This window comes from Aminobacter sp. AP02 (assembly GCF_003148805.1).
Classification (GTDB): domain Bacteria; phylum Pseudomonadota; class Alphaproteobacteria; order Rhizobiales; family Rhizobiaceae; genus Aminobacter.
Genome location: NZ_QGGX01000004.1, coordinates 20,415 through 47,369, shown reverse-complemented (window position 1 = coordinate 47,369; position 26,955 = coordinate 20,415). Strand labels below are relative to the sequence as shown.

The window sequence follows — 26,955 nt, the reverse complement described above, 5'->3', positions numbered from 1 at the left end:
CTGTCGGGAGACGGATTGTCGTGTCGAGACATGAAGATAGCCGCTACACGACCCCCAGCGTTTTTGCCGCTTGCCAGTTCCGCCAGTAGTCATGCGGCATCTGGATATGCGTCGATCCGAGGAAGGCGAAGGCATCGTTGACGGCGTTGGAGAAAGCCGGCACGCCTCCGACATTGGGGCTTTCGCCGACGCCCTTCGCGCCGATGGGATGATGCGGCGAGGGTGTCACAGTGAAGTCAGTTTCCCAGTGCGGCGTCTCGACCGCGGTCGGCATGAAGAAATCCATGAACGACCCAGTCACGACATTGCCTGTCTCGTCGTAGCGGATTTCCTGACCCATCGCGATTGCGAAGGCTTCAGTCAGGCCGCCATGCACCTGCCCCTCGATGATCATCGGGTTGATGCGCGTGCCGCAATCGTCGAGCGCATAGAAGCGACGCACCTTGTAGACCCCGGTATCGACGTCGATATCCATCACGCAGATGTAGGCGCCGAACGGATAGGTCATGTTGGGCGGATCATAGTAGCTGACCGCCTCCAGCCCCGGCTCCATACCCGGGGGCACAGAATTATATGCCGCCCAGCAGATGTCCTTCATCGACATAGTCTTTTCAGGCAGGCCTTTCACGCGGAAGCCGTCTATGTCCCATTCCAGGTCGTCCTCGTGAACCTCGAGCCTGTAGGCGGCGATCATCTGCGCCTTGGCCTTGATCTTTCGTGCGGCCGTGGCGATCGCAGCACCTGCAACCGGCGTCGAGCGCGAGCCATAGGTACCAAGACCATAAGGTGCGGTATCGGTATTGCCCTCCTCAACCATGATCCTGTCGGCCGGAATACCGATCTCGGTTGCTATGATCTGCGCCCAGGTCGTCTCGTGGCCCTGGCCGGTGCTTTTGGTGCCGACGCGCGCAATGCCCGCGCCGGTCGGGTGCAACCTGATCTCGCAACTGTCGAACATGGCGATGCCGAGGATGTCGCAATTCTTCGACGGGCCGGCGCCAACGATCTCGGTGAAGAAGGAAACACCGATGCCCATGACCTCGCGCGTTTCGCCAAGTTTGAAGGCCTCGCGCTTTATCGCCTGTTCCTTACGCAGTTCTGCATATTGGACGCTCTCCATCATCTTCTTCATGGCGGTGGCGTAGTCGCCTGAATCGTATTCCCAGCCGAGCGCCGACTGGTAGGGAAACTGCTCCGGCCTGATGAAATTTTTGAGCCGCAATTCGGCGGGGTCCATGCCAAGCTTTTGGGCCAGGATGTCCATGCCGCGCTCGATGCAGTAAGACGCCTCAGTGACCCGGAACGAACAGCGATAGGCAACGCCGCCTGGGGCCTTGTTGGAATAGATGCCGTCGACGCACACATGCGCTGTAGGAAAATCGTAGGAGCCGGTGACGATATTGAAGAAGCCCGCCGGCCATTTCGAGGGGTCAGCGCAGGCGTCGAAGGCGCCATGGTCCGCAAGCACATGGACGCGCAGACCTGTGACCTTGCCTTCCTTGGTCGCGGCGATCTCGGTTGTCATGTGATAGTCGCGAGCAAACGAAGTCGACGTCAGGTTCTCGATCCGGTCCTCGACCCATTTCACCGGTTTTCCGGTGACGATGGATGCAACGGCGGCGCAGATGTAGCCGGGGTAGGCTCCGACCTTGTTGCCAAAGCCGCCGCCGACATCTGGCGATATGACGTGGATCTTCTGCTCGGGTAGGCTGGCGATAAGCGCCACGACCGTTCGGATGACATGTGGTGCCTGGAAAGTGCCCCAGATGGTCAGATCGCCACTGACCTTGTCAAAGGAAGCGACGCACTGGCATGTTTCTAGCGGGCATGGATGGACGCGCTGGTAGGAGAGCATTTCCTTGATCGACACGTCCGCCTTGCGGAACGCCACGTCAGTCAGGTCCTTGTCGCCGACACTCCATTCAAAGATGTGGTTGGCATGCTTACGTGGACCGTGCGCGCCAGTCATCTTGCCGGCAATATCTTCACGCAGCACTGGTGCGTCCGCGTCCATGGCGTGGAACGGATCGATGACGACCGGCAGTGCCTCATACTCCACGTCGACGGCGTTGATGCCGTCGTCGGCCGCGTAACGGTCCGTCGCCACAACGAAAGCCACTTCCTGATTCTGGAAGAGAACCTTGCCGTCGGCCAGCACCATCTGCACATCACCAGCCAGCGTCGGCATCCAGGCGAGATTGACGGTCTTCAATGTTTCGGCCGTTATCACCGCCAGCACGCCTGGCACCTTCAGCGCCGCCTCCGTGTTGATCGACTTGACCCGCGCGTGAGCATAGGGCGAGCGGACGAAATCGCCGTGCAGCATTCCGGGCAGCTTCAGGTCGTCGACATAATTGCCCTTGCCTTGGGTGAAACGCGCGTCCTCGACGCGTTTTCTCTTGCAACCCATGCCTTCCAGTTTCGCTTCGCGCTGTTCGCGCGTGGGAGCCATGTCGTTCATTCCGCAGCCTCCTTGAATTCGGTGCCATTGATCTTGGCGGCTGCGTACTGGATGGCTTTGACGATGTTCTGATAGCCGGTGCATCGGCAAAGGTTGCCGGAAATGCCCATGCGGATGTCTTCTTCGCTTGGGCTCGGATTTTCCTGGAGAAGCCGGTGCGCACGCACGATCATGCCGGGCGTGCAGAAGCCGCATTGCAGCCCGTGCATTGCGCGGAACCCCTCCTGAACGGCCGACAGCGTGCCGTCGGCGTTGGCAACACCTTCTATGGTAAGGATATCGGCCCCGTCAGCCTGAACAGCGAACATGGTGCAACTCTTCACCGACATACCATCGATATCGATGGTGCAGGCGCCGCAATGCGTCGTCTCGCAACCTATGTGGGTGCCGGTGAGTTGCAGGTTGTCGCGGATAAAATGCACCAGCAGCAGGCGCGGCTCCACGAGACCCTCGACCTCGTTGCCGTTGACCTTCATCGTCACATGGGTCTTCGCCATCTTCATGCCTCCTCAAACCGCGCGCTGTGCAGCGCGCTTCAGTGCGCGCATCACCATGATCCCGCCGACATGTTTCCGGTATTCGACCGGTCCGCGCGCGTCTGCGGCCGGCGACATGATCTGCTCCGCGGCCGCTGCTGCCGCTTTGAGAGAGCCGTCGTCGAGGCTGGTTCCAATGACGGCTTTGGCCGCGTCAGTTGCGAGCAGCGGGGTTTCGGACAGGTTGGTGAGCCCGATCGAGCACGTTGCGACCTTGCCGCCCGTCATGGTCAGGACCACGGCCGCGGCAGCAGTGGCATAGTCGCCAACCTTCCGCTTCAGCTTCTCATATGCATAGCCGTGACCGGTGGCAGGCGTGGGGATCGAGATCTCGGTCAGTATCTCGCCGGGATCGAGCGCGGTGAAGTAGGCGCCCTGGTAGAAGTCGGTGGCAGCGACCGTGCGGGCGCCAGCAGAACCTTCCAGCACATAGCTCGCGCCTAGGGTCATCATCATTGCGGGCATGTCGTTGCCCGGATCACCGTTGGCGACGTTGCCGCCGATCGTGCCACGATAGCGAACCTGCGGGTCGGCAATCAACAGCGCTGCCTCCATCAGGATGGGCAGAGCCTTTGCGACCACGTCCGAGGCCAGCAGTTCGTGCTGCGTGGTCATAGCGCCAATGGTGACCTTGCCACCGTCGTTCCGGATGCCTTTTAGATTGGGAATACGGTGCAGATCGACCAGATGGCCCGGCGTGGCAAGGCGCAGTTTCATCATCGGTATCAGGCTGTGGCCACCAGCCAGCGGCCGCGCCTCGTCGCCGAGAGAAGCGAGGAGCTTGACGGCATCGGCAACAGTTTCTGGCCTGTGATAGCCGAACGGGCCTGGGATCATGGTCTCCTCCATTCGTCGTCTTGGCCAAGTTGATCTGGCCATGAATGCAGACGTTGAAGAAAACCTGTTCCGGGTCGCGAGCCCGGGCAAGGCGGTGTTTGCGGGGATGTCATGAGCAACGGGAATTCACACGAACAACCCGATTTCGCGCACCAACAGCGTCAGTTCCCCTGACGCATCCGCCGTTCAGTAGGGTTGCGGCTTGTGCCTGCCAAGGCCGAGACGTGACCTGAGTTCGGCAGTCTTGGCGCGGCTTACCGGCACTTTGTGTGGCATTGGACCGGCAAGCTCTACAATAGCGCCATCGCCTGCTTTCCGGACAACGCTGATATGTTGAATCGCGATAATGTGGCTGCGATGGACGCGCATGAACCGGGAGGGATCAAGCCGCGCCTCGGCCTCAGAAATGGACCAGGCGGACATGTGCTCTCGGGCACCGTCGTGCGCGAGGGTGTAGTGCGCGTAGGCGCGGACACCGCGCACAACACTGACATCGATGAAGTAAGTGCCGTCCGCGCCTTCGACCGGGATGTGCGACACAAGCATCGCGCGCGGCTGGCCTACGCCACCGAGTGGGGCGGCGCTAAAGTTCTGTCGCTGGTGCACAATGTTATCGGTCCACGATGCGAAGGCGCCGTCGACAAGGAGATCGGTGGCCGACACCGGCTCAAGCATCTCTTCATCCGCTGTAGCGCTATCGCGTGGCAGCCTGCGCCGTCGCGGCTCCGGAACAAGAAACAACAGAAAACCGCCAGCAAGAATGAAGCACAGCAACGATACCACCAATGCGAGCACCTGGGGCGATGCCGCCAGCCCGTCGACCACATGGGTGGGTGCATGCATGGACTGGAAATGCATCCCGTACATCGCCGTGTAATGCATCCCCGAGACGGCCAGACCGAAGGCTGCGGCACTAAGTGCCAGCCTCAAGCCACCATGCCGCGCCAGGAATATTCTCAACCCGCCGTAAGCTGCTCCGACTGAGATAAGTATGGCGAGCACGACCATCGCATGGTCGTGATGCATGGTGAACGCACCGGCCAACCCGTGGATGCCGACATAGTGCATCGACACGATGCCGCCGCCCAAAAGAAGGGCCGACGCCATGACACGCGCGTTGGAGGGTTTGCCGAAACTGATAAAAAATAGTGACACGCCAACAACAAGCGCGCAGATCAGGAAGGAGACGATCGTCGGCAGGACGAGATAGTCCACGTCCGCGTGGATAGGCGCAGCCATCATTCCGATGAAGTGCATGGTCCAGATGCCCACGGCCAGAAAGCCGGCCGCCCCCGCCAGCAGCAGGCGGCGACTGGCGCCGGAAGCACTTCGCACCCGAGCCGCCAGGCCAAAGCCGGTATAGCCGCCCAAAACGGCAACTACTATCGAGAGCGCGACCAGATATGGATTGTGCCCAGCGAACATCTTGGTACCGGCACCGCCACGCGCCAAGCAAGCGGGCCACCTCCCTGACGCGGAAGTCTATATGGGCAAGGGCGACCTTGACAATGTGGGGGCAGGCCTCAGCCGGTCTGCCGGGAATCTGAAAACCAGGGCCATCGGCAAAGCCCAGCATCAAGCGGCTGCTTGTCGATCCTCTTGGCGACCGGCGGTCAATCGGCAGGTTGTAGGGGACGCACAAACCAGCCATAGCTTTTGATGATTTCGGGGCGGCCATCAGGAGCAGGCCAATGGATGCTGTCGGTAATGCGTTCCCAATCGCAGCAGCGATTGCGTTGAGTCCGTTCCCTATCGTTGCAGCTACACTGGTCGTTGGTTCGCCCAAAGGCCGCGTTGCCGGTCCGCTGTTTCTCTTGGGCTGGGCCGTGGGCCTGGTGGTGCTGTCCGCAGCTTCGGCGCTGCTGGTCAGCAGTGTCGCGGAAGCCGGTTCGAGCGGTCGCTTGTTGCTTGATTGGCTGCGGATAACCGTAGCCTTGTTATTGTTTTGGGCCGCATATCAAAAATGGCGCAGCCGCCCCAGGGTTGGCGAGGCGCCGGAGCGGCCGACGTGGCTGGACGCTTTTTCTGAGATGAACCCGGCCGGCGCCTTTCGCATGGGCGGTTTGTTGGGTGGAGCAAATCCCAAGAACATAGGCCTGGTCTTGGCGGCAATGTCGTCACTTGCGCATGAGCCAATCAGCGCAAAGCTGGTGGTGTTGGAAATCGCAATTCTTGTCGCCATCGGTTCGTCCACTGTGGCCGCGATCGTTGCTGGTCATGCCTTGGGCGGCGACAAGGCGGCCGGCGGCCTGGATGCAGTCAAGGAATTCATGATTAGGAACAACAGTGTCATCTTGATGGTGGTATTCACACTGATCGGAATGAGCGTGCTTGGGACAGGGATTTCGGGTTTGGCAGCAGATCAATGATGTAAACGGCGCGGCCCACCCTATGCCGACGATCAGTTTGAACAGTGTCAGTTTTCCAGTTCCGCTGGCGCCGCTTCGGGAGCATTTGGGGGTCGCCGGAGGGACTTCGCTTTTTCTCGAAGCCACTGGAAGTTCACATACAGCACCGGGATCAGGAAGATGCCGACCGCCGCAGCCCCCAACATGCCGCCGAACACGGCTGTTCCGACTCCGCGGCGGCTAAGCATGCCCGCACCCTCGGCAATCACAAGCGGAATCAAGCCCGCGATGAAAGCAAAGCTCGTCATCATGACGGCGCGGAACCGTTCGCGCGCACCTTCCACTGCAGCTTCCGAAATGCCGAGCCCTTGCGCTCGACGCTCCATGGCAAATTCGACGATGAGGATGCCGTTCTTCGCGGCCAGCGCGATCAAAACGACCAAGCCGATCTGGGCATAGAGGTTGTTGTCGAGCCCGGCGATCTTGAGGGCAAGCATCGAACCGGCGATGCCGGCCGTGACCGAAAGCAAGACGGCGATCGGAATGGTCCAGCTTTCATAGAGCCCGACGAGAAACAGGTACGCAAACAGCACGGCAAGACCCAATATCATCGCTGTCTTGCCGCTCGCCTCAATCTCCTGAAGCGCCGTCCCAGTCCATTCGTAGCTGTAACCCTGTGGCAGCGTGGTGGCCGAGACCTGTTCCATCGCGGCAATCGCCTCGCCGGAACTGCGGCCAGGTGCTGGCCCGCCGTTGATCGTGGCGCTAGCATAGTTGTTGTAGCGCACGATGAGCTGCGGCCCGAGGATCAGCCGTGCCTCGGCGAATGCCCTTATCGGCACCATCTGACCCTGGTTGTTCCTGACGTTGATCCGGTAGATGTCATCGATCTTGGACCGCTCGGACGCCTCGCCCTGCACCGTCACCTGCCAAGTGCGGCCGAAAAGGTTGAAGTCGTTGGCATAAGCGCTCCCAAGTACCGACTGAAGCACGTTGAAGACATCCGCGACGTTGATGCCGAGAGTCTGGACCTTCTCGCGATCGATATCGAGGTAAAGCTGCGGCGTGTTGGCCGTGTAGGTCGTGTAGACCCGGTTCAGAACAGGGTTTTGGTTTGCCGCGAAAACGAGGCCACGCGCCGCCTGTGCTATTTCGGCGGAACTTGAACCGGATAGGCTAAGAAGCTGATATTCAAAGCCGCTGCCCGTTCCCAAACCGATGATCGGCGGCAGGTTGTAGACGATCACATTTGCTTCCCGGATCGACTGCAGCTCAGCAGTAAGCTTGGCGATAAGTCCGTTCGCGGAAAGTGCGGGGTCGGTTCGATCCGCAAAGGGGCTAAGGGTAATCGCAAGTAATGCGGAGTTGGACTTGACCTGTCCATCGAGCAGACTGTAGCCGACAACCGACATGACGCCATCAACGCCCGCCGTTTTGCGGATCATGTCTTCGACCTGCTTGGTTACGGCATCGGTCCGGTTGACAGAGGCACCATCTGGCAGGACGATTTCGCCGAAGATGGCACCTTGGTCCTCGGAAGGCAGGAATCCGGTCGGCGTTGCCTTGAACAGCCACCCGGTGCCGACGAACAGCGCCGCCAGCACGACAAGCCCGATCGCGGCGAAGCGGACCAGCCGCGTGACGATGGAAGCATACCCGTCGCGGGCCAGGTCGATTCCCCTGAGTACATGGCGAATAGGCCCACGCTTGGGGCCGTGATGCGCCTTGAGGAGAACGCCGCAAAGTGCGGGTGACAGAGTAAGCGCGTTGATGGCCGAAATCACCATGGACACCGACACTGCGACGGCGAACTGGCGAAACAGCTCGCCCGATATGCCGGGGATGAAGGCCACCGGAACGAATACGGAGAGCAAAACGAGCGTGATGGCCACGATCGGAGCGGTGATTTCTCGCATTGCGCGCCGGGCCGCCTCGGCTGCTGTGATGCTCGGATCCTTCTCGAGGTGGGCTTCGACGGCTTCGACGACGACGATCGCATCATCGACGACGATGCCAATCGCAAGCACCAGCGCAAGCAGCGAAACGGTATTGGCCGAAAAACCCAACGCCATCATCACCGCGAAGGTTCCGATGAGCGAAACCGGAACGGCGATCAACGGAATGAGCGTCGCGCGCACGCTTCCCAAAAACAGGTAAACGACGATGACGACAAGGATGAAGGCCTCGATCAACGTCTTTACGACTTCGTGGATGCTTTCGGCGACAAACTTCGTCGTGTCGTAGGTGACCTTGTATTCGACCCCCTCTGGAAACAACACCTTGAGCTTCTCCAGGAGATTCCCGATGGCCTCAGCCGTTGCGATCGCATTGCCGCCAGGCGATTGATAGATACCGATGACGGCGGCGGCCGTGCCGTCTTGCCGTCCGATTTGCTCCGCCGACTTCGACGTCAATTCGACGCGCGCAACGTCGCGGATCCTGACAAACGAGCCATTGGCCTCTGCCCGGAGAACGACGCTGCCGAATTCTTCTACGGTGGTGAGACGCCCCTTGGTTTGAATGGTGAGCTGGAACTGCTGGTCGGGCAGCGCCGGTTGGGCGCCGATGCGACCGATCGCGGCCTGAATGTTCTGGTTCTTCAGCGCATTGACGATATCGTCTGGCGTCATGCCGTAGCTTGTCAGCCGTTCCGGCGTGACCCATACGCGCATGCTGTAATCGGACGGTGTCAGGAGCGAGACGTCGCCGACGCCAGGGATGCGCTTCAGGCCGTCAAGGATGTTGATGGTCGCGTAGTTTGACAGGAAAAGCTGGTCGCGGCTTCCATCTGGCGACGTCAGCGCGATCAGTTGCATCAACGCTGAAGACTTCTTTTTTACGCTGATGCCCTGAGTGCGTGCCTCCTGGGGCAGTTGGGCCTCGGCAAGGCTGACGCGGTTTTGGACGTTGACCGCATTGATGTCGGGGTCCGTGCCTACGGCAAAACTCACGGTCAGCGTGTAGCTTCCGTCGTTGCCGCTGGTCGACTTCATGTAGATCATGTTGTCGACGCCCACGACACGCGATTCAATGGGCTGAGCAACCGACTGTTGGACGACTTCAGCACTCGCACCGGGGTAACTGACAGTTACGGATACCTGCGGCGGTACGATGTCCGGAAATTGCGCGACGGGTATCACGCTGAGGGCAACGAGACCGGCGATTGTGATGACGAGCGATATGACGACCGCAAGCCGTGGCCGGTCGATGAAGATCCGCGACAGCATGGTTCAGGAGCCCGACTTGGCTTCGACCGGCTCGACAACCTGGCCTGGACGAACTCTCTGTATTCCTTCAGTCACAACCATGTCCCCGACATTGAGACCACTAGTCACGGAAAGGTCGCTCCCTGCTGTTTGGTCGGCCTGAATCCGCCGGACTTCGATCTTGTGATCCTTGTTGACAACGAGTGCGAATGCACCGGATTGGTCTAGCTGGATCGCGGACTGGGGCACGACAAGCCTGGCCTCAGGTGTGCCGCCCTCGACAGTTACATTGACGAGTTGGCCGTCGATCAAGATCAGTTCGGGGTTGGGAAATGTCGCCCTGACGGGCACGGTATCAGTGCCTTGGTCCACGGTTACGTCGACAAAATTGACCTTGCCGGAATGGGCATACGTGCTGCCGTCGGCAAGCTGGACGCGGATGATCGCTTCTTCGACCTCGGCACCGAGTTGCCCCGCATTGCCGAGCTTTTCGCGCACAGCGAGCAGCTCGCGTTGGGATACCGAGAACGTCACATAAATGGGGTCCTGGCTAACTATGATAGCCAGCGCATCGCTTGAGGGACCGACGAAAGTCCCAACGGAATATTGGGAGCGCCCGACGCGCCCCGTTATTGGGGCGCGGATCTCCGTGTACCCAAGGTCCAGCTTTGCCTTGTCAAGCGATGCCTGACACTGAACCACGCTCCCGGTCGCTTCCTGCTGCTTGGCATTTGCCAAATCCAGTGCTGCCTTGGATGCGGTGTTCTTCGCGACGAGAATGCTTTGGCGTTCCACCTCGATGTTGGCAAGCGCCAGCGCCGCTTGCCCTGACTCGAGTGCGCCCTGCGCCTGGCTCACCGCGGCTTCATATTGCCCCTTTTCTAGAACGAAAAGCAGGTCGCCAACCTTGACCTGCTGTCCTTCGGTGAAGAGCTTCTTTTCCAGAAAGCCATCGACGCGTGCACGCAGGCCGACTTTGTCGATTGCCTCGACGCGTCCTGTAAAGGAAATGGTGGGGCGAAGGTCTTTGGATACGACTTTTGTAACTGTCACTGGTAGCGGTGCGCCCGCCGGATTGTTGGCTTCTTGGCTCTGCGCTTCAAGACCTGCGGCAGCCTGCACGGCAAGGAGCAAAGTGAGGGCAACCGATCGACGGAAATACCTTCTCATAGACCCTCCTCACCAGACCCCGAGTCGTTCAAGTCTCCCTTGTATCGTTGCAGGTGTCAATCCGTGCTCGACGTCTGCTCGATCAATCTATTTAGTATACTTATCAGTTGTTTGACGCAGTAAGTTAACCTGCTTGGAGTGACGGCCGGGCGCCCTTAAACGCCGAACATGGATGACCTAGGCCAGCGTTATCGGAATTGATCCCTCGCTTGTCCCTCTTGCCGGCGCAGTCGGTTTGGTCGCTCGCAAAACCTGCTTCACGTCGTGATTGAAGGCCAATCGTTTTTTGGCATGTCTGATCGCCGCAGGCTCGAAGCAGATCGATCGTATCAATCCATTGATGTAGTTGCTTGCTGCGGGGTTGCAGGGCAGGATTGGTATGGGTTGGTGGGCAGAGTGCCGGCGTGGCGCCTTACATCCTTTAACCGAGCATTGCGTCGGTGCCCCCCGCCCCCCAAGCACAAAATGCCGTGCGCGATGCAAATGGCCTGCTTGGAAAAACTTCCAAGCAGGCCTTTGTTGTACCTACACACCCTGACATAGCCAGCGCCGAGCCACATTCTGTACGGCGCAGGTCGGCGCATGCAGCTTTTCACGTTCCATATACGATGGCATCACGCCGGGCATGCAATCAGTCCTGCGCAGGATCGACGTGTGGAGGATTTGATGCGCGGTGATTTCGAAAATCGCGAGTGCAATAAGTTTCTCGTGGTGCCACCCAATGGCTGCCAATTCGACGCCCCTTGGAAGCAACAGGAGATCCGCGAAGCGCTGGAATCCAGTTTCCCCAGCCTCAGATTTGTGGTCACGACGGAGGGGCGGCGCCGGTTCGCGGCCTTCCTGATTGTCCCGATTGGCGGCGTCGCTGGCAAGGGCCGGCAGCCACCTAAACGTCCACTGCCATCTTTGGCTCTGCTCGAGAGAATCGGCACTTTTTTGACCCAATTTCTCGAAGAGAACAAACGAAGCCTTCATTGAGCAAGCCGCCATGCGCTTGACCAGATCGAAAGTGAACACAGTATCCGGCGCGCTGAAGAACTGCGCCCGACCTAATTCGAAACCACATGACCGCCAACGGGCTGCACTTCACCCCAGCATTTCGCCACGCGGAAGCTGGCTGACAACATGCTGACGGTTTCCGCCGGCCGATCCTGACCCTAGCCGCGCAGGTAGCTAGGGCAGATCCAGCCGCAATCGCATTGCGTTCCACAGGAAACTGTTGTTACCTGCCGTAGCGTAATTGAGAGCGGGACCCGATGAAGAATGGTGAAGATGTAGCCATGCGGCGCGTACAAATGTGCCTGCTTGGAGCATTCGCGCTGATCGGACCTGACGGAAAATACATAACACCGAAAGCGCAGAAAGCGCAGGCGCTCCTGGCTTTGGTTGCGACCTCCGAGCACGGGGTGCGAAGCCGGGTCTGGCTGTGCGACAAGCTCTGGAGCGACCGCGAAGCCGAACAGGCTTCGTCGAGCCTGCGACAGGCACTGACCCATATCCGAAAGTGCCTGGGACCCCACGCCGACGTGATCGAGACAGACCGAACTTCGGTCCGTATTCGGCTGGATCTGATTGAACTCGATCTCCTTGCTCTTACCGAGGGACGCTCTTCCCAGTTGGAAGGTGCCGCACTCCTGCGGGACTCCATCGATGCCGATTTCCTGGAAGGCATCGATATTCGCGACCCGGAGTTTGAGGACTGGCTGACCACCGAAAGAAACTATTGGTGGCAGGCCCGGCAACACCTGCTTCAGACGAACAAGGCAAAACCTCAAATCGATGTTGCGGAGAGCCCAAGCGACACCGCGCGCGTGGAAGCCGTGATGGAATCATCACCGCTCAATGGCCGCAAGGAAGCAAGTGGGCTGTTTCTCGTTTCTGGCAATGGCGCGGAATACGGCGAAACGAACGGCTTGTCCGAAGCTGCGTTCCATTCGATGCCTGTAAGCTCGATCGCGGTTATGCAGCTGGAGAATCTCTCTGGGGAGCCGCCTCATATCTGTCACGGCGTGACAGGCGATATCATTTCAAACCTGACCCGTTTCCATGACCTTCACGTCATCGCACAGCGATCGTCCTTGGTGTTCCATGGAATGAACCTGTCGCCTCGCGAGATTGGTGCCCGGCTTGGGGTTCGCTATCTTGTCGATGGCGGCTACCAGCGGATCGCAAACAAGGTTCGCATCCAGTTTCAACTCATAGATGCGATGTCGGAGCGCTCCATCTGGTCGGACCGCTACGACGGCGACATGAACGACATTTTCGCCTTTCAGGACGAAGTCACCAATGTAGTCGCATCGCGCCTGTCGATCGAGGTGAGCGCATCGGAAATGCACCGCATGGCGCTCAGCGCGCCGTCAGACTTGCAGGCCTACGGCCTCATTTTGCACGGCAAATACGTCTACCAGCGGCTGCTGCGCGAAACCAACCAGCATGCCCGTCGCCTTTTCGAGCAGGCAGCCGAGGTCGATCCCAATTATGCCCGATCCTACGTAGGGATATCACGCACGCTCAACGATGCGTGGCGCTTCAACTGGGTCGACCCACCTGAACCGTCGCTGGACGAAGCGGTCAGGCAAGCCGAGATTGCCATCCGCCTCGATCCGGGTGACGCGCGTGGCTATGCCGCCTTGGGCAGCGCCTACCTCTATAAACGCGACCACGAAGCCTCACTGGCCGCCTACGAGCGTGCCCTCGGCGCCAATCCCAACGATGCAGACGTGCTGGCCGAAATGGGGCATTCCGTCTCAGTCTATGGCGATACGGAGCGGGCCGTTTCCTTGATCAAACGAGCCATGCGCCTAAATCCTTATTATCCCGACTGGTATCTCTGGCACCTGGGCGAAGCCTATTTCGACATGCAAGACTATGAGCAGGCGATCCGTACGCTCAACCAGATGCATGACAAGACCGAGGCTTATCGTATGCTGACCGCCAGCAATGCCTTGCTCGGGCGTCTGAGCGAAGCCCGGCAATACGCCAGGCAACTTCTGCTTACCCATCCCGAATTCACGCTCGCGCACTGGACGAACGTGCCACCGGATCGCAACCCGGAACCACGGGAACGGCTGATCGACGGCTTGAGAGAGGCCGGCATCAAATGAGCCTGCAAGAACCCGGAGCGGCGCGCGATGCGCTGGCGCCCTTCACGATGCGCCCTGCCGCTGCAGGCGATTTTGGCTTCTGCCGCGCCCTTTACCTCTCATCCATGCACCCACTGCAAAAGGCGCTCGGCATCTGGGACGAAAAGAAGGTGAAGAACGCCTTCAAGGAGTATTTCAAGTCCGAAGAGATCAGGATTGTCCTGGTCGACGGGGTGAAAGCTGGTTGGATACAGGTCTCGCATACTGCGAGCGAGGTCCATCTCGACCAGATCCACCTCAACGAAGAGATCCGGGGGCGAGGCATTGGCACGAAACTGATCCGTGAGACGATGGCCGAGGCACGCAGCATGGGCAAGCCGTTGCTGCTGTCACTGTTGCGGGGCAACCGCGCCATCAGCCTCTATCGCAGATTGGGCTTCGAGCTGAATGGCAGCGACCACACCAAACTGCATATGCGGTGGAGCGACCAGTAGGCCAGGAACCCACGGGCGCGCCATCGCTTCGAGACGATCCGCGCTAGTCGCTGTTGCCGCCGTAAGCCTTGCCGCCACTATAGGCTTTGCCACCACTATAGGCCTTGCCACCACTATAGGCTTTTCCGCCGCTGTAGGCCTTGCCACCACTATAGGCTTTTCCACCGCTGTAGGTGGCGCCAGCATCCAGCTCTGCATCGAGGACAATCTGCTCTAGCGGCCCTGCCGAGGGATCCAGACGTACGAGATAATCGCCCTTGTCGTAAGACCACACCATGATGTCCTCGGCGAAAGACTCGTCGCTTGAAGCTACGCCGGCCCTGTCGGCACTACGTTTGCCCCGGATCTTGGCGGCACCTCCGGGAACAGGGCTCTCAGCCTTGGTTCCACTTCCATGAACGAGAAATATCTGCGGCCTGGCAAAGTCATAATACTGGCCTTCGAAAGCAAAACCGTATATTCTTGCAAATCTGACACTCTTGTTATCATTGTCCTTGTCTGCAAGTAACTGTTCGATCAAGTCGTTATTGTCGCCGAATCGCGGCGGGTCGCCAGCATCGGCTGCTGCCGGAGGGCCGGCAGGTGTCCGAGGATCGACTGGACTGTACTTCATGTCGTCCATGACCCTGCCAAACAACAGCATCGTGGAGGTACTGAGAAGGGTTTCTGCCACGTTACCTCTCCTTGACCAATAAACAAAAAAATCGTCCGCACCCAGCTTTGTGCGAAAGCTAACATGAATTCATCGTTATTCAAATGATCGACGCCGTTATCGCTAGGCCTCAATAGAGGCAACCTCGGCTTGTGCCGGCGCGCAATAGGCGAGCGTTACCTCGGACAGCGTCTCAGCCCCTCTACACACGTTGCTGGAGCGCGATCCGCGTCCGGTAAGGAAGATGTCGGTAGTGCTGCTGCATCCCCGGTTCGGGGGCGCGCTTCGAAAAACTGTGGCTGTCCTTCGCCGACGACGGCAATCTTGGTCCGGCGCGCACCAGACCGATCCCGCGCCGCTCCATATTGCCGGTGATGATCCTATGGAACCGTCCGTCATTCAGTTGGTCGTCGGCGGCAAGGAATGCCCGCGCAACTTCGGCATAGTCCAGTTGAAGCGGCTGCAAACTTGACCAGCATTGCGCCAACGCGCGGCCCATATAGTCCCGCGCGTCGGCTAGACATGCCGCAAAGCCTTCCGGGTTCTTACCATAGGCTTCGTCGAACAGGGGCTGGACGACGTTGTGATAAGACGGATCACCCTCGAGCTGATCCGACAGGTCTTCAAGTTGCGCCGGGATCAGCCCCCGCCTCAGCAGATCTTCGTGGAAAACGTCGACCCAGATGTCAAACAGGGCGCCTGTCAGCGGCTGGGCCAGATCATGTTCTTTCACCCATCCGTCCACGAAATCATAGAGCGTCAGAGGATTGGACGCGAGGCGCAGCTGGTCGAGGTCGGACACCTCTGCAAATCGGTTGAGCCGGTTGTAGCTGTAAAGATTACCATGGCTCGCATCTAGCACCCCGATCAGGGCGGTTTCGAAATGCATGAGCGAGATCAAAGACACCATGTCGGCGGAAGATTCATGGAACCCGAAATGTTCGCCGGGAATGTTGTCGGAGTCTGGAAGGCCCACTTCGCCATAGATGATCAGGTGGCCCGTCTCGTGCGAGATGACATCGAAGCTCAATCCAAATTCGACCCAGTTGCCAGCCGGTGTGAAAAACGAGCCGATTTCGATCGAGCCGTAGCCGGCATAGGCATTGTCTAGCCCTGGCAGGAACACGACCTCCAGCTTTTCTCGGCTGTCATCGAAATGCCAGCCGATGCCGCGACCGAAATACTCCTGCCATATGTCCAATGTGAACCGTATGGCACCATATGCATGCGCCTGGAGGAACTGCGGCGTGCCAAATTCGATATGATCGAAATGGCCTTCCCTGTCGGGCTCGGCCCGCGGAACGATCGGTCCGATCCATGGCGGCCCGTAGTGGATAACTTGTCCTCCCGCTTCCTCGTAATAGCCATAAGGCTTTTCCTTGCCGATGGGCTGGATGACGTAAATGCGGGCATCGGCCGGTCCTGCAAAGACGGTTCCTGCTGGCGGCGAAACCCAGACTGTTTCGGGCTCTCCTTGTTCTTCGCGCGTCGGAAGTTGCGGAAACAAGCGGAAGCGCGTCCCTTGTGGAAGATCGACTGCATGCGGAACACGGAACATGACCGAAAATCCCTCCCCGGCAAATTACTGCGCCGGTTCTCTCCCTGCCAAGTCATTCCTCCGGCGAATTGTTTTCAGTGCCGGCCCTGCTCCAGAATATGTATTCGCGAGCTATCGCGCGATCGAATGTTTCGTTGTCCGGATAGCCAGCGTCCTCAAAGAAATCGGTCAGGTCAGCCGGCATCCGGCGGTTGAGCCGCGTCTCGAAAAACCACCGTCGTAGTTCTAGGACAGTCAGGCCGGTGTGGGAAGGCGCAGGGTCTGGCATGCCCAGGCCTTGCAGGAGGTCGCGCTTTCGCCGCGCGCCTTTTGCCAGTTCGCCATACGTGTCGCCAAGGCGAAGCTCGTCCAGCATGTGGTGGCGGAGATCGGTATCGGCCTCAGTCGCCGCCAGCCGAGCCTCACCTTCAATCATCTGTTCGAAACCACTCTTGTCCAAGTCGTTGTCGATGAGCCAGCCATCGAATGCGGCCTGGGTGAACAGCCTTCGTTCGGTGCGAAACCGGGTCGAGGCGCGGGCGACATCGCGTGCTGTGTCCGATCCCTGATTTCCGGCGCGCCCGGCAAGAAGTCTTGCGGTGGCATTGCGCCTTACCACCCGAAACCGTTGCGGATCATGCCTGAGTTCATCGATGATCGCCGATCCATAGCCCAGATCCATTTCTGTGGCCTCGATGTCGCGCAAGGCTTGCGCCCACATCGTCGTCCATTCCAGCCGATACCCGGCTGTCCTTGGGCCGGTCTCTTCACGCCGGAAGGCCTTCATGGCCTCGAACATGGCCAGTGCGTCCAGCCGCTTCTGATCGACCTTGCCTTGCGGCAGCCAGGCTTCGAACACTTTAAAAGCTTCCTTGTCCAGGCCATCGGCCAATGCTCGTTCCAGCAGCGGCCGCCACCGGCGTTCGGGATAAAAACTCGCCTTTGCCATTGCTGACAGCTGCTCCGCGACTTGCCGCCCGATCGCGCCTTCCCGCACTGCTTGGTCGAGGGTTGCGCGGATATTGACCATGGGTTCCGACAAGGGGAGATAGCCTATCTCGGCTGGGCCATGCTGGATGGCAACTTCATCGTCATCTTCCAGCACACCGTCACGAAAGGCCTCGAAAATGCGGCCGACCCCGCGCATGCCGAACGCACGCAACTCCGCCGCCCGAAGCGCGCCCATGCTGGCGGCGCCGAAGACGGCGATGCCTTGCTCGATCGCCCACAATATCTCCTTGTGCCAAACTGACGGCACACCGTCGAAATAGCCGTCGACGATGCCGATCGCGCGCGGGCGGGTTCGTCCGCAGCGATAGACATCGCCCATGGAAACAGGCGGCAGGACTACCGTGTCCATGACCGAGGTGATGTCGGCTGCCGAAATCGTCGGGCCCGCAAAGACGACAAATGTCATGGCCGCCTGCCACCAAGTGCAAGCGCCCGCAGCCCCGGGCTATAGTGGTCGTGATCGTCGGGTCCTTCCAGGCCGGGAATGACGACCCGCGCCACCGGCACGCCGAATTCCGGCCTCGTGAGGTCGACCGAAATCACCTGGCCAATGCCTACGCCCTGGAGCCGTTCCAACATCCAGTCGATATCTTCGCCAAGCGAAACAAAATCCGTCGAGGCTATTTGGCGGAAATCGACGCTTGTCTGCCCGTCCATAAGACGCCTCGCCCATGCCAGTTTCGCAGCAAGTCCCGACGCTTCATACTCGTCGCGCCGAAGGTCGTCGCGGGCCCCGGTGATGTAGTTGGTTCGCACCTGAACGGCTTCCGTCAAGGCGCGCAACAATGCGATCTCGCGGGCCGGGTGACAGCCTGCGCCGGCGCCGGAATGGCCCAGCTTGAGCCGATCGTCGACAATCAAGCAGAAAAAGGAAGGCACCCCGACATCGCTGGTGATGTTCCAGACGCCGACGGACATGCCAGCATTGCGCAACTGTCCGATCAAGCTCGAGCAGGTCAAGTCATCGACGGAATCGAGATCGAGCCGGGTCTTGCGTCGCGTCGCGTCCGGCAGCCTGTTCCACAAGGTGGTCGCGTCACGCTCCACGACTTCGGCAATGCCGTGGGCGACGGCTTCCAGCATATGGTTGCCGGACGCCAGCCCATTGGTGCTTTCAACGAAGCATCCGCTGCGGGCGACCGAAGGCAGCGTGTAGTTGCTGTGAACCACCTCATAGGGCAACCAGACCGATCGCTTGGCTATCCAGTCGAATCCCTCGATCCACAAAAGTGGCAGGTCGCCGTCAACGCGACTGCCGTGAAGCCGGGCTAGCCCATCCAGATCGGCCAGATCAAGGCTCGCCGCAAGTTCGTTTCGGCTGCCAAGCCTGAGCGGCTTTTCAATACGCTCGGCATGGAAACCTTCAATGGCCTCCATGACGCCGGAGGCTTTGGCGGCATCGAGTGTGGCGCCTTTTCCTTGCGACACTGCCACAGAACGCGAGTTCGGCCGGACTACGGTCACCACCGGAATTCCGATGCGGTCGAGGCCGGTGACGTTGGCAACCCGCGTTATCCCCATCGCATCGAGAAAGGGGCGAACCCGCGCAAGGGTTTCGGCGGGAGATACCGTGCGATGGGTACCTTGGCGGTACAATTTTGGCGCATCGGGAGACGTACAATCTGAAACCATGCGGATCCACGGTAGGAATTGCGCGATCAGTGCGTTCGGAATGTCTGCACGCGAGAACCAGCTTCACGTTGCGACTATAGCATTGGACTGGCAAACGGAAACTGGCTCTCGAACAGCTACTGCAACCAACGGCGCCGCCGCAGATGCAGGGCGCGCCCTTGTTTCCCCTGCTCTCGTGCGACCCGTTTTCGGACGTGATTGCGGCATGTCTTCGAGTGGGAGGCCGGACCGTGACAACAACCATGCATGTATCGCCGTGACCGGCACAGCCTTCACGCCCGGCAAGCGCTGGGATCACGCGTAAACGGCAATCTGCCGGTTGTAAGGCGGTCTCGGTGCGCCGATCGCATGCCTCACATCCATATCGCCAGCGAAGTTGACGAACGCATGGAGGACATCATGCCTGAGCAATACTACAGCGGTGAGTGCAGTGAGTTTCTCGTGGTGCCGCCGCAAGGCAGCTTGTTTGACGACCCCAGGAAGCAACAGGAAATGCGCCAAGCACTCGAATCCCGCTTCCCGGACCTCAGATTTGTTGTGACAACAGCTGGGCGAAGCCGATTTGCGGCCTTCCTGGTCATCCCTATTCTTGGCGTATCGAACCAGCACCGACCACTGCCGATGCTTCGGCCGCCGTCAACACGTCGGCTCAAGAGCATATGTGTTTGGCTGACGCGATTCCTCGAAAACAGCCAGCATACCTGTCATTGAGAGCTGAAGCTCCAGTTGCGCACAAATGGACAGCTTCGTCGAGGCGGGCAGCTTGAAGGCGGACCATCGAGGAGACGTGGAGCGGCGTCAGAAGTCTCGTCACCTCCAGATCGATTTGCCAGACCACTTCACGGCCGCCTTGCTTGGCATTTCGCAAAGAGGCGGGCTGGATGAAGGGCTAGAAAGCGCGAGCCAGAGCGACAGAATTGGAAAAGCCATGCCCGCATCCATCCTGCAGAAATATGGCGAGGCCCGATTGCCTCGCTACACCAGCTATCCGACAGCGCCCCGCTTTTCGCCCTCGATCGGCACCGGCGCCTATGGCGACTGGCTGGAACAATTGCCTGCGAATGATCCCGTTTCGCTTTATCTCCACATCCCGTTTTGCCGGTCGATGTGCTGGTACTGCGGCTGCCACACCACGATCACGCGGCAAGACCGACCGATCCTCGACTATCTCGGCGTTCTGCGCGACGAGATCCGCATGGTTGCAGAACGCGTGCCGCATCGGCTGCCCGTTGGCGAAGTGCATTTCGGGGGCGGCACGCCGACCATCATCTCGCCGGCCGAGTTCCTCGCTCTGACGGCACTGCTGCGCGAGCACTACGATTTCTCAGACACATCAGGCATCGCCGTGGAGATTGACCCACGCCGTCTGACCGCGGAGATGGCGCAGGCGCTTGGCGCGGCAGGCGTCAACAGGGCCAGCCTCGGCGTCCAGAGTTTCGATCCGGTGGTGCAGAAGGCGATCAACCGGATCCAGACCCAGCAGCAGACAGCGGAAGCCTCGGACAATCTCCGCCGCGCCGGCGTACGTGGCATCAATTTCGACCTGATCTACGGCCTGCCGCACCAGACGGTGCAATCCTGCATCGACACGGCCAATGCGGCTATTGCCATGCTGCCCGACCGCTTTGCCGTGTTTGGATATGCGCACATCCCCTCGTTCAAGAAGCACCAGCGCATGATCGACGAGGCTGCCCTGCCCGATGGCGCCGCGCGAAACGCGCAAGCCGAGGCGATTGCCGAGACGCTGGTTGCCGCCGGCTACCGGCAGATAGGCCTCGACCATTTCGCGCTGCCGGGCGATGATCTCGTTGGGGTCCAGGAGGCAGGGAAGCTTCGGCGTAACTTCCAAGGTTATACGACCGACAATTGCCAGACGCTTATTGGCTTCGGCGCATCCGCCATAGGCCGCATGAACCGCGGCTATGTCCAAAACGAAGTTGCGCCCGGGCTTTATGCCCAGCACATCGCCTCGGGACAACTGGCGACAGCCAAGGGCTATCGCCTGACGGCAGAGGACCGGCTGCGGGCTGAAATCATCGAGCGCCTCATGTGCGATTTCGCCGTCGACCTTCCCACAGTTTGCGGCGCCCATGACTTTGACCCGTCACTGCTTCTCGATGGCAACGACAGACTGGCGGAACTCGAGGCGGACGGCGTGCTCGACGTGAAAGACGGCATCATCCGCGTCGGCCAGGATCATCGTTTTGTAATACGGGCGGTCGCGGCTGCCTTCGACGCCTATCTCGACCAGTCGAACCGTACGCACAGCAAGGCGGCGTGAACGGACGGAAGCACTGAAAGCAAAAAGGCCCGGCTGTGGCGCGCCGGGCCTTTCGCTATCGCAGCCTTGTCCCCCTAGCCCGCAAGGCTGCGATAGATTGCGGGAAGTGCAGCGGGAAGCCGGTTGATTTCGCCAACCAGCGCGTAGCCATTCTGGCCGAACAGCGCCGGAATGTAGGATTTTGCCTCGCGGTCGACTGTCACGCCGAAGACGCCGAGCCCCATGCGTCGCGCCTCGATCACCGCACGGCGACTGTCTTCAAGCGCGAAGCGACCTTCATAGTGGTCAATGTCATTGGGCTTTCCGTCGGTCAGCACCAAAAGCAGCTTCTTGCGGTTGGGCTGCTTTGCCAGTTCGGCCGTGGCATGCCGGATAGCCGTCCCTATGCGGGTATAGTAACCCGGCTTGAGGGCGCCGATGCGCGCCTCGACCGTCGCGCTCATGGGTTCGTCGAAAGCCTTGACCGCCTCGATGCGCACCCAGTCGCGCCTTCTCGATGTGAATGTCAGGATCGAGTGATTGTCGCCGCAGGCTGAAAGCCCGTTGGCCAGGATGAGCAAGGCCTCCTTTTCGACGTCGAGCACCCGGCGATTGTCGAACCAGGCGTCCGTCGACAACGACACGTCGACGAGTATGGTAACGGCGAGGTCGTGCACCTGCGGTCGGCTCATCAGGTGGATCCGGTCGCTGCCCTGTCCGCCTGCTGCCAGGTCTGTGCGGGCACGCACCACCGCGTCGAGGTCGAGATCGGCGCCGTCGAGTTGGGCGCGCAGTACCTCGTGGCGCGGACGCAGCACCTCGAATTGGCGCCGAACCCGCCGGATGAGGCGTGTGGTCTCGGCATCCGTTACCGCGCAATCGCCAAGGGCCGAAGCAGGCGCGGCAAGGACCCGGCAATGATCGGGAAGATAGGTGCCGGAGCGGAAATCCCATTCCGGGTAGGTTCGCTCCGCTGTCAAAGGCGTCCTGTCCAGCGCTTCCGGGGGCAGGTCGAGGTCGAAGCGAAAGCGCGTGGCAGGGCGGCCTTTGCGCTCGCCCAGCGTCATGTCGTCGAGGTCTTCCGCAGCCTTGGCATCCTGGTCGTCGCTGTCGTCGGACGGACGGTCAACATTGACCATCTCGGCCATGGCGAGGATCTTTTCGAAGCGGTTGAGGATGAACGGGCTGCGCTCGTCCTTGCGCGCGTCCGCGTTTTCGCGGACGGCGACCTGACGTTCGGTCTCAACACCATCCGCCTCACGGCCGCCAGCAAGCGGCTCGTCTTCGCCGCGGCGCGGCGCAGTCTCCATGCGCAGCAACGCATCCGGCCAGAGTGGTACGGGAAGCATGGGCAGATAACCCGGCGGCGCGCGGTGCGGGAAGATGACCGGCAGCGCATCGTCGGCCTGGTGAGCGCCCTTCCGCAAAAGGCTCGATATCCGGCCTTCGACCTGAAGTTCGACCGCGGGCAATGGCCCGCGCCGGCGCGCTTCAAGCGTTGCCGCAGCAAGACGCCGGTAGCGGCGTTCGAAGCCGGGAAAGCTTGCAAGCAAGCGAGCTACCGTCTCTTCCGCGCGCGCAAGCATTGCCAGATCGCGCTGCAGCAGATCAGCCTCGGCCACAGGCTCGAGCGGCATCACTGCCATGTAGGCGACCAGCCAGACGTAGAGATCGCGATTGAGATCCTTGTCCGGGAAAAGGTCGATCACGCCGGGCAAAATCAGGGAAGACATGTCGCGTCCGGGCTGGGTCAGCTTTTCCTCGCCGAGCCCCATGCGCTGCCGCCAACCGAGCCTGTGACCCGAGGTTTTGCCGCGCGCAGTGGCAATCTGCACCGCTCCCTCCCCGCCAAATCCGCGGAAACAGACAGCCAGAACCGGCTGCACCTCGGCAAGGCGCACCGCATGTTCTGGGTGGCGCGGCCAGGTCTGTACATGTCCGATGAGCCGGTGCCAGGCACGGCCGACCGTCTCCTCCAGCTCAAGAAAATCCAACATGACAGGCGCCTCAGCGGATCAAGGAATCGACAAGTTCGAGCAATGCCGACTTCACATCCGGCTCGTCAGTCAGCGGTTCGATCATTGCGGCAAGCACTGCTTCGCGCACCGGCACGCCGGCATCGATGAGGTTTGCGCAGTAGACGAGCAGGCGTGTCGATGCGCCCTCTTCCAGGTCGTGGCCCTTGAGGGCGCGGACGCGCCGGGCGAGTTCGACAAGCGGCGCCACCTGCGCCTCGGCCAGGCCGCTTTCCGCCGACACCACGGCGATTTCCTCTGCCTTGGGCAAGAAATCGAATTCGATGGCGATGAAACGCTGGCGGGTGCTGGGCTTCAGGCTCTTCAGCAGGTTCTGGTAGCCAGGATTGTAGGACACCACGAGCATGAAGCTCGCCGGCGCAGCCAATTGCTCGCCTGTGCGTTCCAGCGGCAGGATGCGGCGGTCGTCGGTCAACGGATGCAGGACGACGGCTACGTCCTTGCGGGCCTCGACGATCTCGTCGAGATAGCAGATGCCGCCCTCGCGCACGGCGCGGGTGAGCGGCCCGTCGACCCAGACAGTATCGCCACCTCTCAGGAGGTAGCGTCCGGTGAGATCGGCCGCCGCCAGATCGTCATGGCAGGAGACGGTCGAAAGCGGCAAGCCGAGCTTGGCCGCCATATGGCTGACGAACCGGGTCTTGCCGCATCCGGTCGGCCCCTTGAGAAGCAGCGGCAGACGGCGCGCCCAAGCGCGTTCAAACAAGCTGCATTCGTTGCCCGAGGGGCTGTAATAGGCCGGGAGGTCGGTGACAGGGCGAACGTTCGGCAGGGCAATTGTCATGAGGAGGAACTCCGTGGGGAAGCGGTCGCAGGTGCGGATGTCCGGCCCCGGACGAACCGGGGCCGGAGGGACGGTGTCATTCGGCGGGCTGCAGGGCGCGCGCCGGCTTCTCGCTACGCTCGCGTCCCGGCACGAGCACGGCCCACATGAACATCAGCGCTGAGATGACCACGACGACGCCGGAACCGAGGCGGACCCAGTAAAACAGCGCCAGCTGATCCTGGACGTCCATGTAACTTTCGCCCAGAACGCGCTGGAGATGCACCTGGACGACACCGGCGAAAGTGAGCGCGAAGGTCATCACCGACATCGCCGTGACCATCATCCAGAAGCTCACCATGTTCAGCCACTGCCGATAGGGCGCGCGGCCTTTGATCTCGGGAATGGCATAGGCCATCATTGCGAGGTTGAGCATCACATAGGCCCCGAAGAAGGCGAGATGCCCGTGCGCCGCCGTCATCTGCGTGCCGTGGGTGTAGTAGTTCACCGACGACAGCGTGTGCAGGAAGCCCCAGACGCCGGCGCCGAAGAAGGCCATGACGGAGCAGCCGATGGACCAAAGCAGCGCTGCCTTGTTCGGATGATTGCGGCCTGCCTTCCAGGTCATGTGGAAGGTGAACAGCACCATGGAGAAGAACGGCGCCACTTCAAGCGTTGAAAACAGCGAGCCGATCCACTGCCAGTAGCCGGGCGCGCCGATCCAGTAGTAGTGGTGGCCCGTGCCGAGAATGCCGGAAAACAGCGCCAGGCCAACGATGATGTAGAGCCATTTTTCTACGACCTCGCGATCGACGCCATTGAGCTTGATCATCAGGAACGCCAGCGCCGACGCCATGATCAGTTCCCACACGCCTTCGACCCAAAGGTGAATGACGTACCACCAGTACATCTTGTCGAGTGCGAGGTTTGACGGATTGTAGAACGAAAACAGGAAGAAGATCGCCAGCGCCCACAGGCCGAACAGCAGGATGTTGGTGATGGTCGTCTTGCGCCCCTTGAGGGCTGTCATGGTGATGTTGAACAGGAACATCAAAACCACGACGACGATGCCGACCTTGATGATGAAGGGCTGCTCGAGAAACTCGCGCCCCTCATGGATGCGGAACAGGTAGCCGACCACGGCGATGCCGGCGGCGACGAAGAACATCCAGAACTGGAGGATCGCCAGCTTCGGGCTGTAGAGCTCGGTCTCGGTCTCCTCGGGCAAAAGATAATAGGTTGCGCCCATGAAACCCATCAACAGCCAGACCACCAGCGCATTGGTGTGGATCATGCGGATGATGTTGAAAGGCAGGAGCTCTGACAGCGTGTTGGGTACGACATAGACGAGGCCGGCAAGCACGCCGAAGGCGACCTGTGCAAAAAACAGGACCAGCGCGCCATAGAAGTAGGTCATTGCGACCTTCTGGGTTTGGTATTTCATATCTCTCTCCTTGGCGCCTCAGCCAGCCTCGTTCGGGGGCCACTTCTGGGTGTTGATGCGGCTCGTCCATTCGAGAAAATCGGCGAGATCGTTCAGCTCCCCGTCAGTGAGGTGGAACTGCGGCATCTGGCGGCGGCCCTCTATCCCCGAGGGTTGTGCTGCCATCCAGGCCTTGAGCGTTTCACGCGCCCCGTCAGGGTCGCTTTCGCCGCCGTAACGCTTCCACACATTGCCGAGTTCGGGAGCGAAATAAGCCCCCTCGCCCAGGATCGTGTGGCAGTTGATGCAGGAGTTCTTTTCCCAGACGTGCTTGCCGCGCGCGACGGAGTCCGTCAGCGTCTTTTCGTCCGTAGACGTGGTGCGAATGTAAAAATGGCTGTGGGCCGTCAGCCCGACGAAGATTGCGAAGAAGAAGATCGAGCCGCCGTAAAAGACGTTTCGAGCCCCCGTTTTTGTGAGGCGTTCTGCCATCACGACACCTTTCCAGACAGAGGCCGCGCCAGCGGTTCGGCCCGATCGTTTTCCCTCCCGACAGGCACAGCCCGGCGGTCTCCGGTTACCCGAACCGGAACCCTTCTATGAGTTTGGGGAGGAGCTTCTTTGCGTTTTGGCAAACAAGTCGCCTACGGCTCAGCCGATCGCCATCGCCACAGCGATCGCCTTTGCCGCGCTGCCCAGCACGATCGTCAGGCACCAGCCCAGCAACGCACGCGACATCGCCGCCTGGCCGCGCAGGCCCATGAAATCCAGAATTACGAGGCGGGCCTTGAGCATTGCAAGGCCGAGAACGAGCGCGGTACCTGCCGCCGCGCCGCCAAAGCGCACGGCCAGCACGCTCGCCCCGGTCAGGGCGAGAAGGAAGAACCAGGAGCGGGCGAGCCGCCGGGGGGTGCCGTCTGCCATGCGCTCACGCCAGATAGACAAGCGGGAACATGACGATCCAGACCAGATCGAAGATATGCCACAGCGTGGTGATGAGGATGACGTTGGCACGGCTGATCCGCCAGCTGACCAGCAGCAGCACCAGCGCGCCGAAGGCGACGTGGAGCAGGTGGAAGCCCGTCAGCAGGAAATACAGCTCGAAGAACACGCCGTAGGCTTCATCTCCGGCATGTCCGATCTCGCCGCTGAATTCGAACAGCTTGATGGCGACGAACAGCAGGCCGAAAAGTGCGGCTAAGATGAGCGCGCCCCTGGCCTGGCCGCGCACCGCCCCTGGCCGCGCTGCGCGCGCGGCCTGCCAGCCGCTGGTGAGCAGCACGGCGGTGTTCAACGCAGCGAGCGGCGTGTTGAGATGCACGCGCCCGGCGGCGAACTGGTCCGCCTGCACGACGCCGGCAACCATGAAGGCGACAAGCAAGATGCCGAAGGCGGCAAGCTCGCTCCACACCAGGATCCAGAGCAGGAAATCGCCGGCATCCGGCGCTTCGTCTTCCTGCACATGCGTCGCAACGGTCATCTCCATGCTGCTTCTTCGGCAGGGGG

22 protein-coding genes are annotated in these 26,955 nt (G+C 60.4%); 6 read left to right on the top strand and 16 right to left on the bottom strand.

Annotated features, from left to right (window positions below; translation table 11 throughout):
* Positions 1–43: 43 nt before the first annotated feature.
* The 4 genes from C8K44_RS06005 to C8K44_RS05990 all read right to left on the bottom strand — a co-directional run bounded on the left by C8K44_RS06005 (position 44) and on the right by C8K44_RS05990 (position 5,259).
* A complete protein-coding gene (locus C8K44_RS06005; RefSeq protein ID WP_109574864.1) occupies positions 44–2,461 on the bottom strand; it encodes an aerobic carbon-monoxide dehydrogenase large subunit in 2,418 nt (805 codons plus the stop codon).
* Positions 2,458–2,958 (bottom strand): (2Fe-2S)-binding protein, encoded by a 501-nt coding sequence (locus C8K44_RS06000; protein ID WP_109575089.1) that lies wholly within the window; start codon positions 2,956–2,958, stop codon positions 2,458–2,460. The genes C8K44_RS06005 and C8K44_RS06000 overlap by 4 nt, the downstream gene beginning before the upstream one ends.
* Before the next feature lie 12 nt (positions 2,959–2,970).
* On the bottom strand, positions 2,971–3,834 hold the full coding sequence (locus C8K44_RS05995) for a xanthine dehydrogenase family protein subunit M (RefSeq protein WP_109575088.1): 864 nt from the start codon (positions 3,832–3,834) through the stop codon (positions 2,971–2,973).
* Positions 3,835–4,020: 186 nt separating this feature from the next.
* A complete protein-coding gene (locus C8K44_RS05990) occupies positions 4,021–5,259 on the bottom strand; it encodes an MHYT domain-containing protein (RefSeq protein WP_109575087.1) in 1,239 nt (412 codons plus the stop codon).
* A 266-nt stretch (positions 5,260–5,525) separates the two neighbouring features.
* Between C8K44_RS05990 and C8K44_RS05985 the strand changes: the two genes are divergently transcribed.
* A complete protein-coding gene (locus tag C8K44_RS05985) occupies positions 5,526–6,203 on the top strand; it encodes a GAP family protein (RefSeq protein WP_109574863.1) in 678 nt (225 codons plus the stop codon).
* A gap of 47 nt (positions 6,204–6,250) precedes the next feature.
* Here C8K44_RS05985 and C8K44_RS05980 read toward each other — a convergent pair whose 3' ends face one another.
* Positions 6,251–9,409 carry a multidrug efflux RND transporter permease subunit gene (locus C8K44_RS05980; RefSeq protein ID WP_109574862.1) on the bottom strand — a complete coding sequence of 1,053 codons (3,159 nt, stop codon included), beginning with the start codon at positions 9,407–9,409 and terminating at the stop codon, positions 6,251–6,253.
* A 3-nt stretch (positions 9,410–9,412) separates the two neighbouring features.
* On the bottom strand, positions 9,413–10,558 hold the full coding sequence (locus C8K44_RS05975; RefSeq protein WP_109574861.1) for an efflux RND transporter periplasmic adaptor subunit: 1,146 nt from the start codon (positions 10,556–10,558) through the stop codon (positions 9,413–9,415).
* Between the two features lie 666 nt (positions 10,559–11,224).
* On the opposite strand from C8K44_RS05975, the gene C8K44_RS27260 reads away from it, so the two are divergent.
* The 3 genes from C8K44_RS27260 to C8K44_RS05960 all read left to right on the top strand — a co-directional run bounded on the left by C8K44_RS27260 (position 11,225) and on the right by C8K44_RS05960 (position 14,135).
* Positions 11,225–11,536: a hypothetical protein gene (locus C8K44_RS27260; RefSeq protein WP_146203911.1), complete on the top strand. Its 312-nt coding sequence runs from the start codon at positions 11,225–11,227 to the stop codon at positions 11,534–11,536.
* 278 nt (positions 11,537–11,814) lie between these two features.
* The gene (locus C8K44_RS05965; RefSeq protein ID WP_109574859.1) at positions 11,815–13,662 is read left to right on the top strand and encodes a tetratricopeptide repeat protein; all 1,848 of its coding nucleotides are present in this window, start codon (positions 11,815–11,817) and stop codon (positions 13,660–13,662) included.
* Positions 13,659–14,135 carry a GNAT family N-acetyltransferase gene (locus tag C8K44_RS05960; RefSeq protein ID WP_109574858.1) on the top strand — a complete coding sequence of 159 codons (477 nt, stop codon included), beginning with the start codon at positions 13,659–13,661 and terminating at the stop codon, positions 14,133–14,135. Before C8K44_RS05965 ends, C8K44_RS05960 begins: the two co-directional genes overlap by 4 nt.
* A gap of 43 nt (positions 14,136–14,178) precedes the next feature.
* On the opposite strand, the gene C8K44_RS05955 is transcribed toward C8K44_RS05960, so the two are convergent.
* The 4 genes from C8K44_RS05955 to C8K44_RS05940 all read right to left on the bottom strand — a co-directional run bounded on the left by C8K44_RS05955 (position 14,179) and on the right by C8K44_RS05940 (position 18,931).
* A complete protein-coding gene (locus C8K44_RS05955) occupies positions 14,179–14,808 on the bottom strand; it encodes a hypothetical protein (protein ID WP_146203910.1) in 630 nt (209 codons plus the stop codon).
* 181 nt (positions 14,809–14,989) lie between these two features.
* Positions 14,990–16,345, bottom strand: coding sequence for a hypothetical protein (locus C8K44_RS05950; RefSeq protein WP_199227025.1), 1,356 nt, complete (start codon positions 16,343–16,345; stop codon positions 14,990–14,992).
* Between the two features lie 52 nt (positions 16,346–16,397).
* Positions 16,398–17,654 (bottom strand): TfuA domain-containing protein, encoded by a 1,257-nt coding sequence (locus tag C8K44_RS05945; protein WP_281062984.1) that lies wholly within the window; start codon positions 17,652–17,654, stop codon positions 16,398–16,400.
* A gap of 83 nt (positions 17,655–17,737) precedes the next feature.
* A complete protein-coding gene (locus C8K44_RS05940; RefSeq protein ID WP_199227024.1) occupies positions 17,738–18,931 on the bottom strand; it encodes a YcaO-like family protein in 1,194 nt (397 codons plus the stop codon).
* Positions 18,932–19,366: 435 nt separating this feature from the next.
* Here C8K44_RS05940 and C8K44_RS05935 point away from each other — a divergent pair, with 435 nt between their 5' ends.
* Together C8K44_RS05935 and hemN are read left to right on the top strand one after the other, a co-directional pair.
* Positions 19,367–19,678 (top strand): hypothetical protein, encoded by a 312-nt coding sequence (locus C8K44_RS05935; protein ID WP_146203909.1) that lies wholly within the window; start codon positions 19,367–19,369, stop codon positions 19,676–19,678.
* Positions 19,679–19,895: 217 nt separating this feature from the next.
* On the top strand, positions 19,896–21,248 hold the full coding sequence (gene hemN / locus C8K44_RS05930; RefSeq protein ID WP_109575086.1) for an oxygen-independent coproporphyrinogen III oxidase: 1,353 nt from the start codon (positions 19,896–19,898) through the stop codon (positions 21,246–21,248).
* 74 nt (positions 21,249–21,322) lie between these two features.
* Here the strand turns inward: hemN and C8K44_RS05925 are convergent, their stop codons facing one another.
* The 6 genes from C8K44_RS05925 to C8K44_RS05900 form a co-directional block, all read right to left on the bottom strand.
* On the bottom strand, positions 21,323–23,224 hold the full coding sequence (locus C8K44_RS05925; RefSeq protein WP_109574853.1) for a nitric oxide reductase activation protein NorD: 1,902 nt from the start codon (positions 23,222–23,224) through the stop codon (positions 21,323–21,325).
* Between the two features lie 10 nt (positions 23,225–23,234).
* Positions 23,235–24,047 carry a CbbQ/NirQ/NorQ/GpvN family protein gene (locus C8K44_RS05920; protein ID WP_109574852.1) on the bottom strand — a complete coding sequence of 271 codons (813 nt, stop codon included), beginning with the start codon at positions 24,045–24,047 and terminating at the stop codon, positions 23,235–23,237.
* A gap of 76 nt (positions 24,048–24,123) precedes the next feature.
* Positions 24,124–25,470 carry a cbb3-type cytochrome c oxidase subunit I gene (locus tag C8K44_RS05915; RefSeq protein ID WP_109574851.1) on the bottom strand — a complete coding sequence of 449 codons (1,347 nt, stop codon included), beginning with the start codon at positions 25,468–25,470 and terminating at the stop codon, positions 24,124–24,126.
* 18 nt (positions 25,471–25,488) lie between these two features.
* A complete protein-coding gene (locus C8K44_RS05910; protein ID WP_109574850.1) occupies positions 25,489–25,941 on the bottom strand; it encodes a cytochrome c in 453 nt (150 codons plus the stop codon).
* 159 nt (positions 25,942–26,100) lie between these two features.
* The gene (locus C8K44_RS05905) at positions 26,101–26,373 is read right to left on the bottom strand and encodes a cytochrome C oxidase subunit IV family protein (protein ID WP_109574849.1); all 273 of its coding nucleotides are present in this window, start codon (positions 26,371–26,373) and stop codon (positions 26,101–26,103) included.
* Positions 26,374–26,377: 4 nt separating this feature from the next.
* Positions 26,378–26,935: a cytochrome c oxidase subunit 3 gene (locus tag C8K44_RS05900; protein WP_245417377.1), complete on the bottom strand. Its 558-nt coding sequence runs from the start codon at positions 26,933–26,935 to the stop codon at positions 26,378–26,380.
* Between the last annotated feature and the right edge of the window lie 20 nt (positions 26,936–26,955).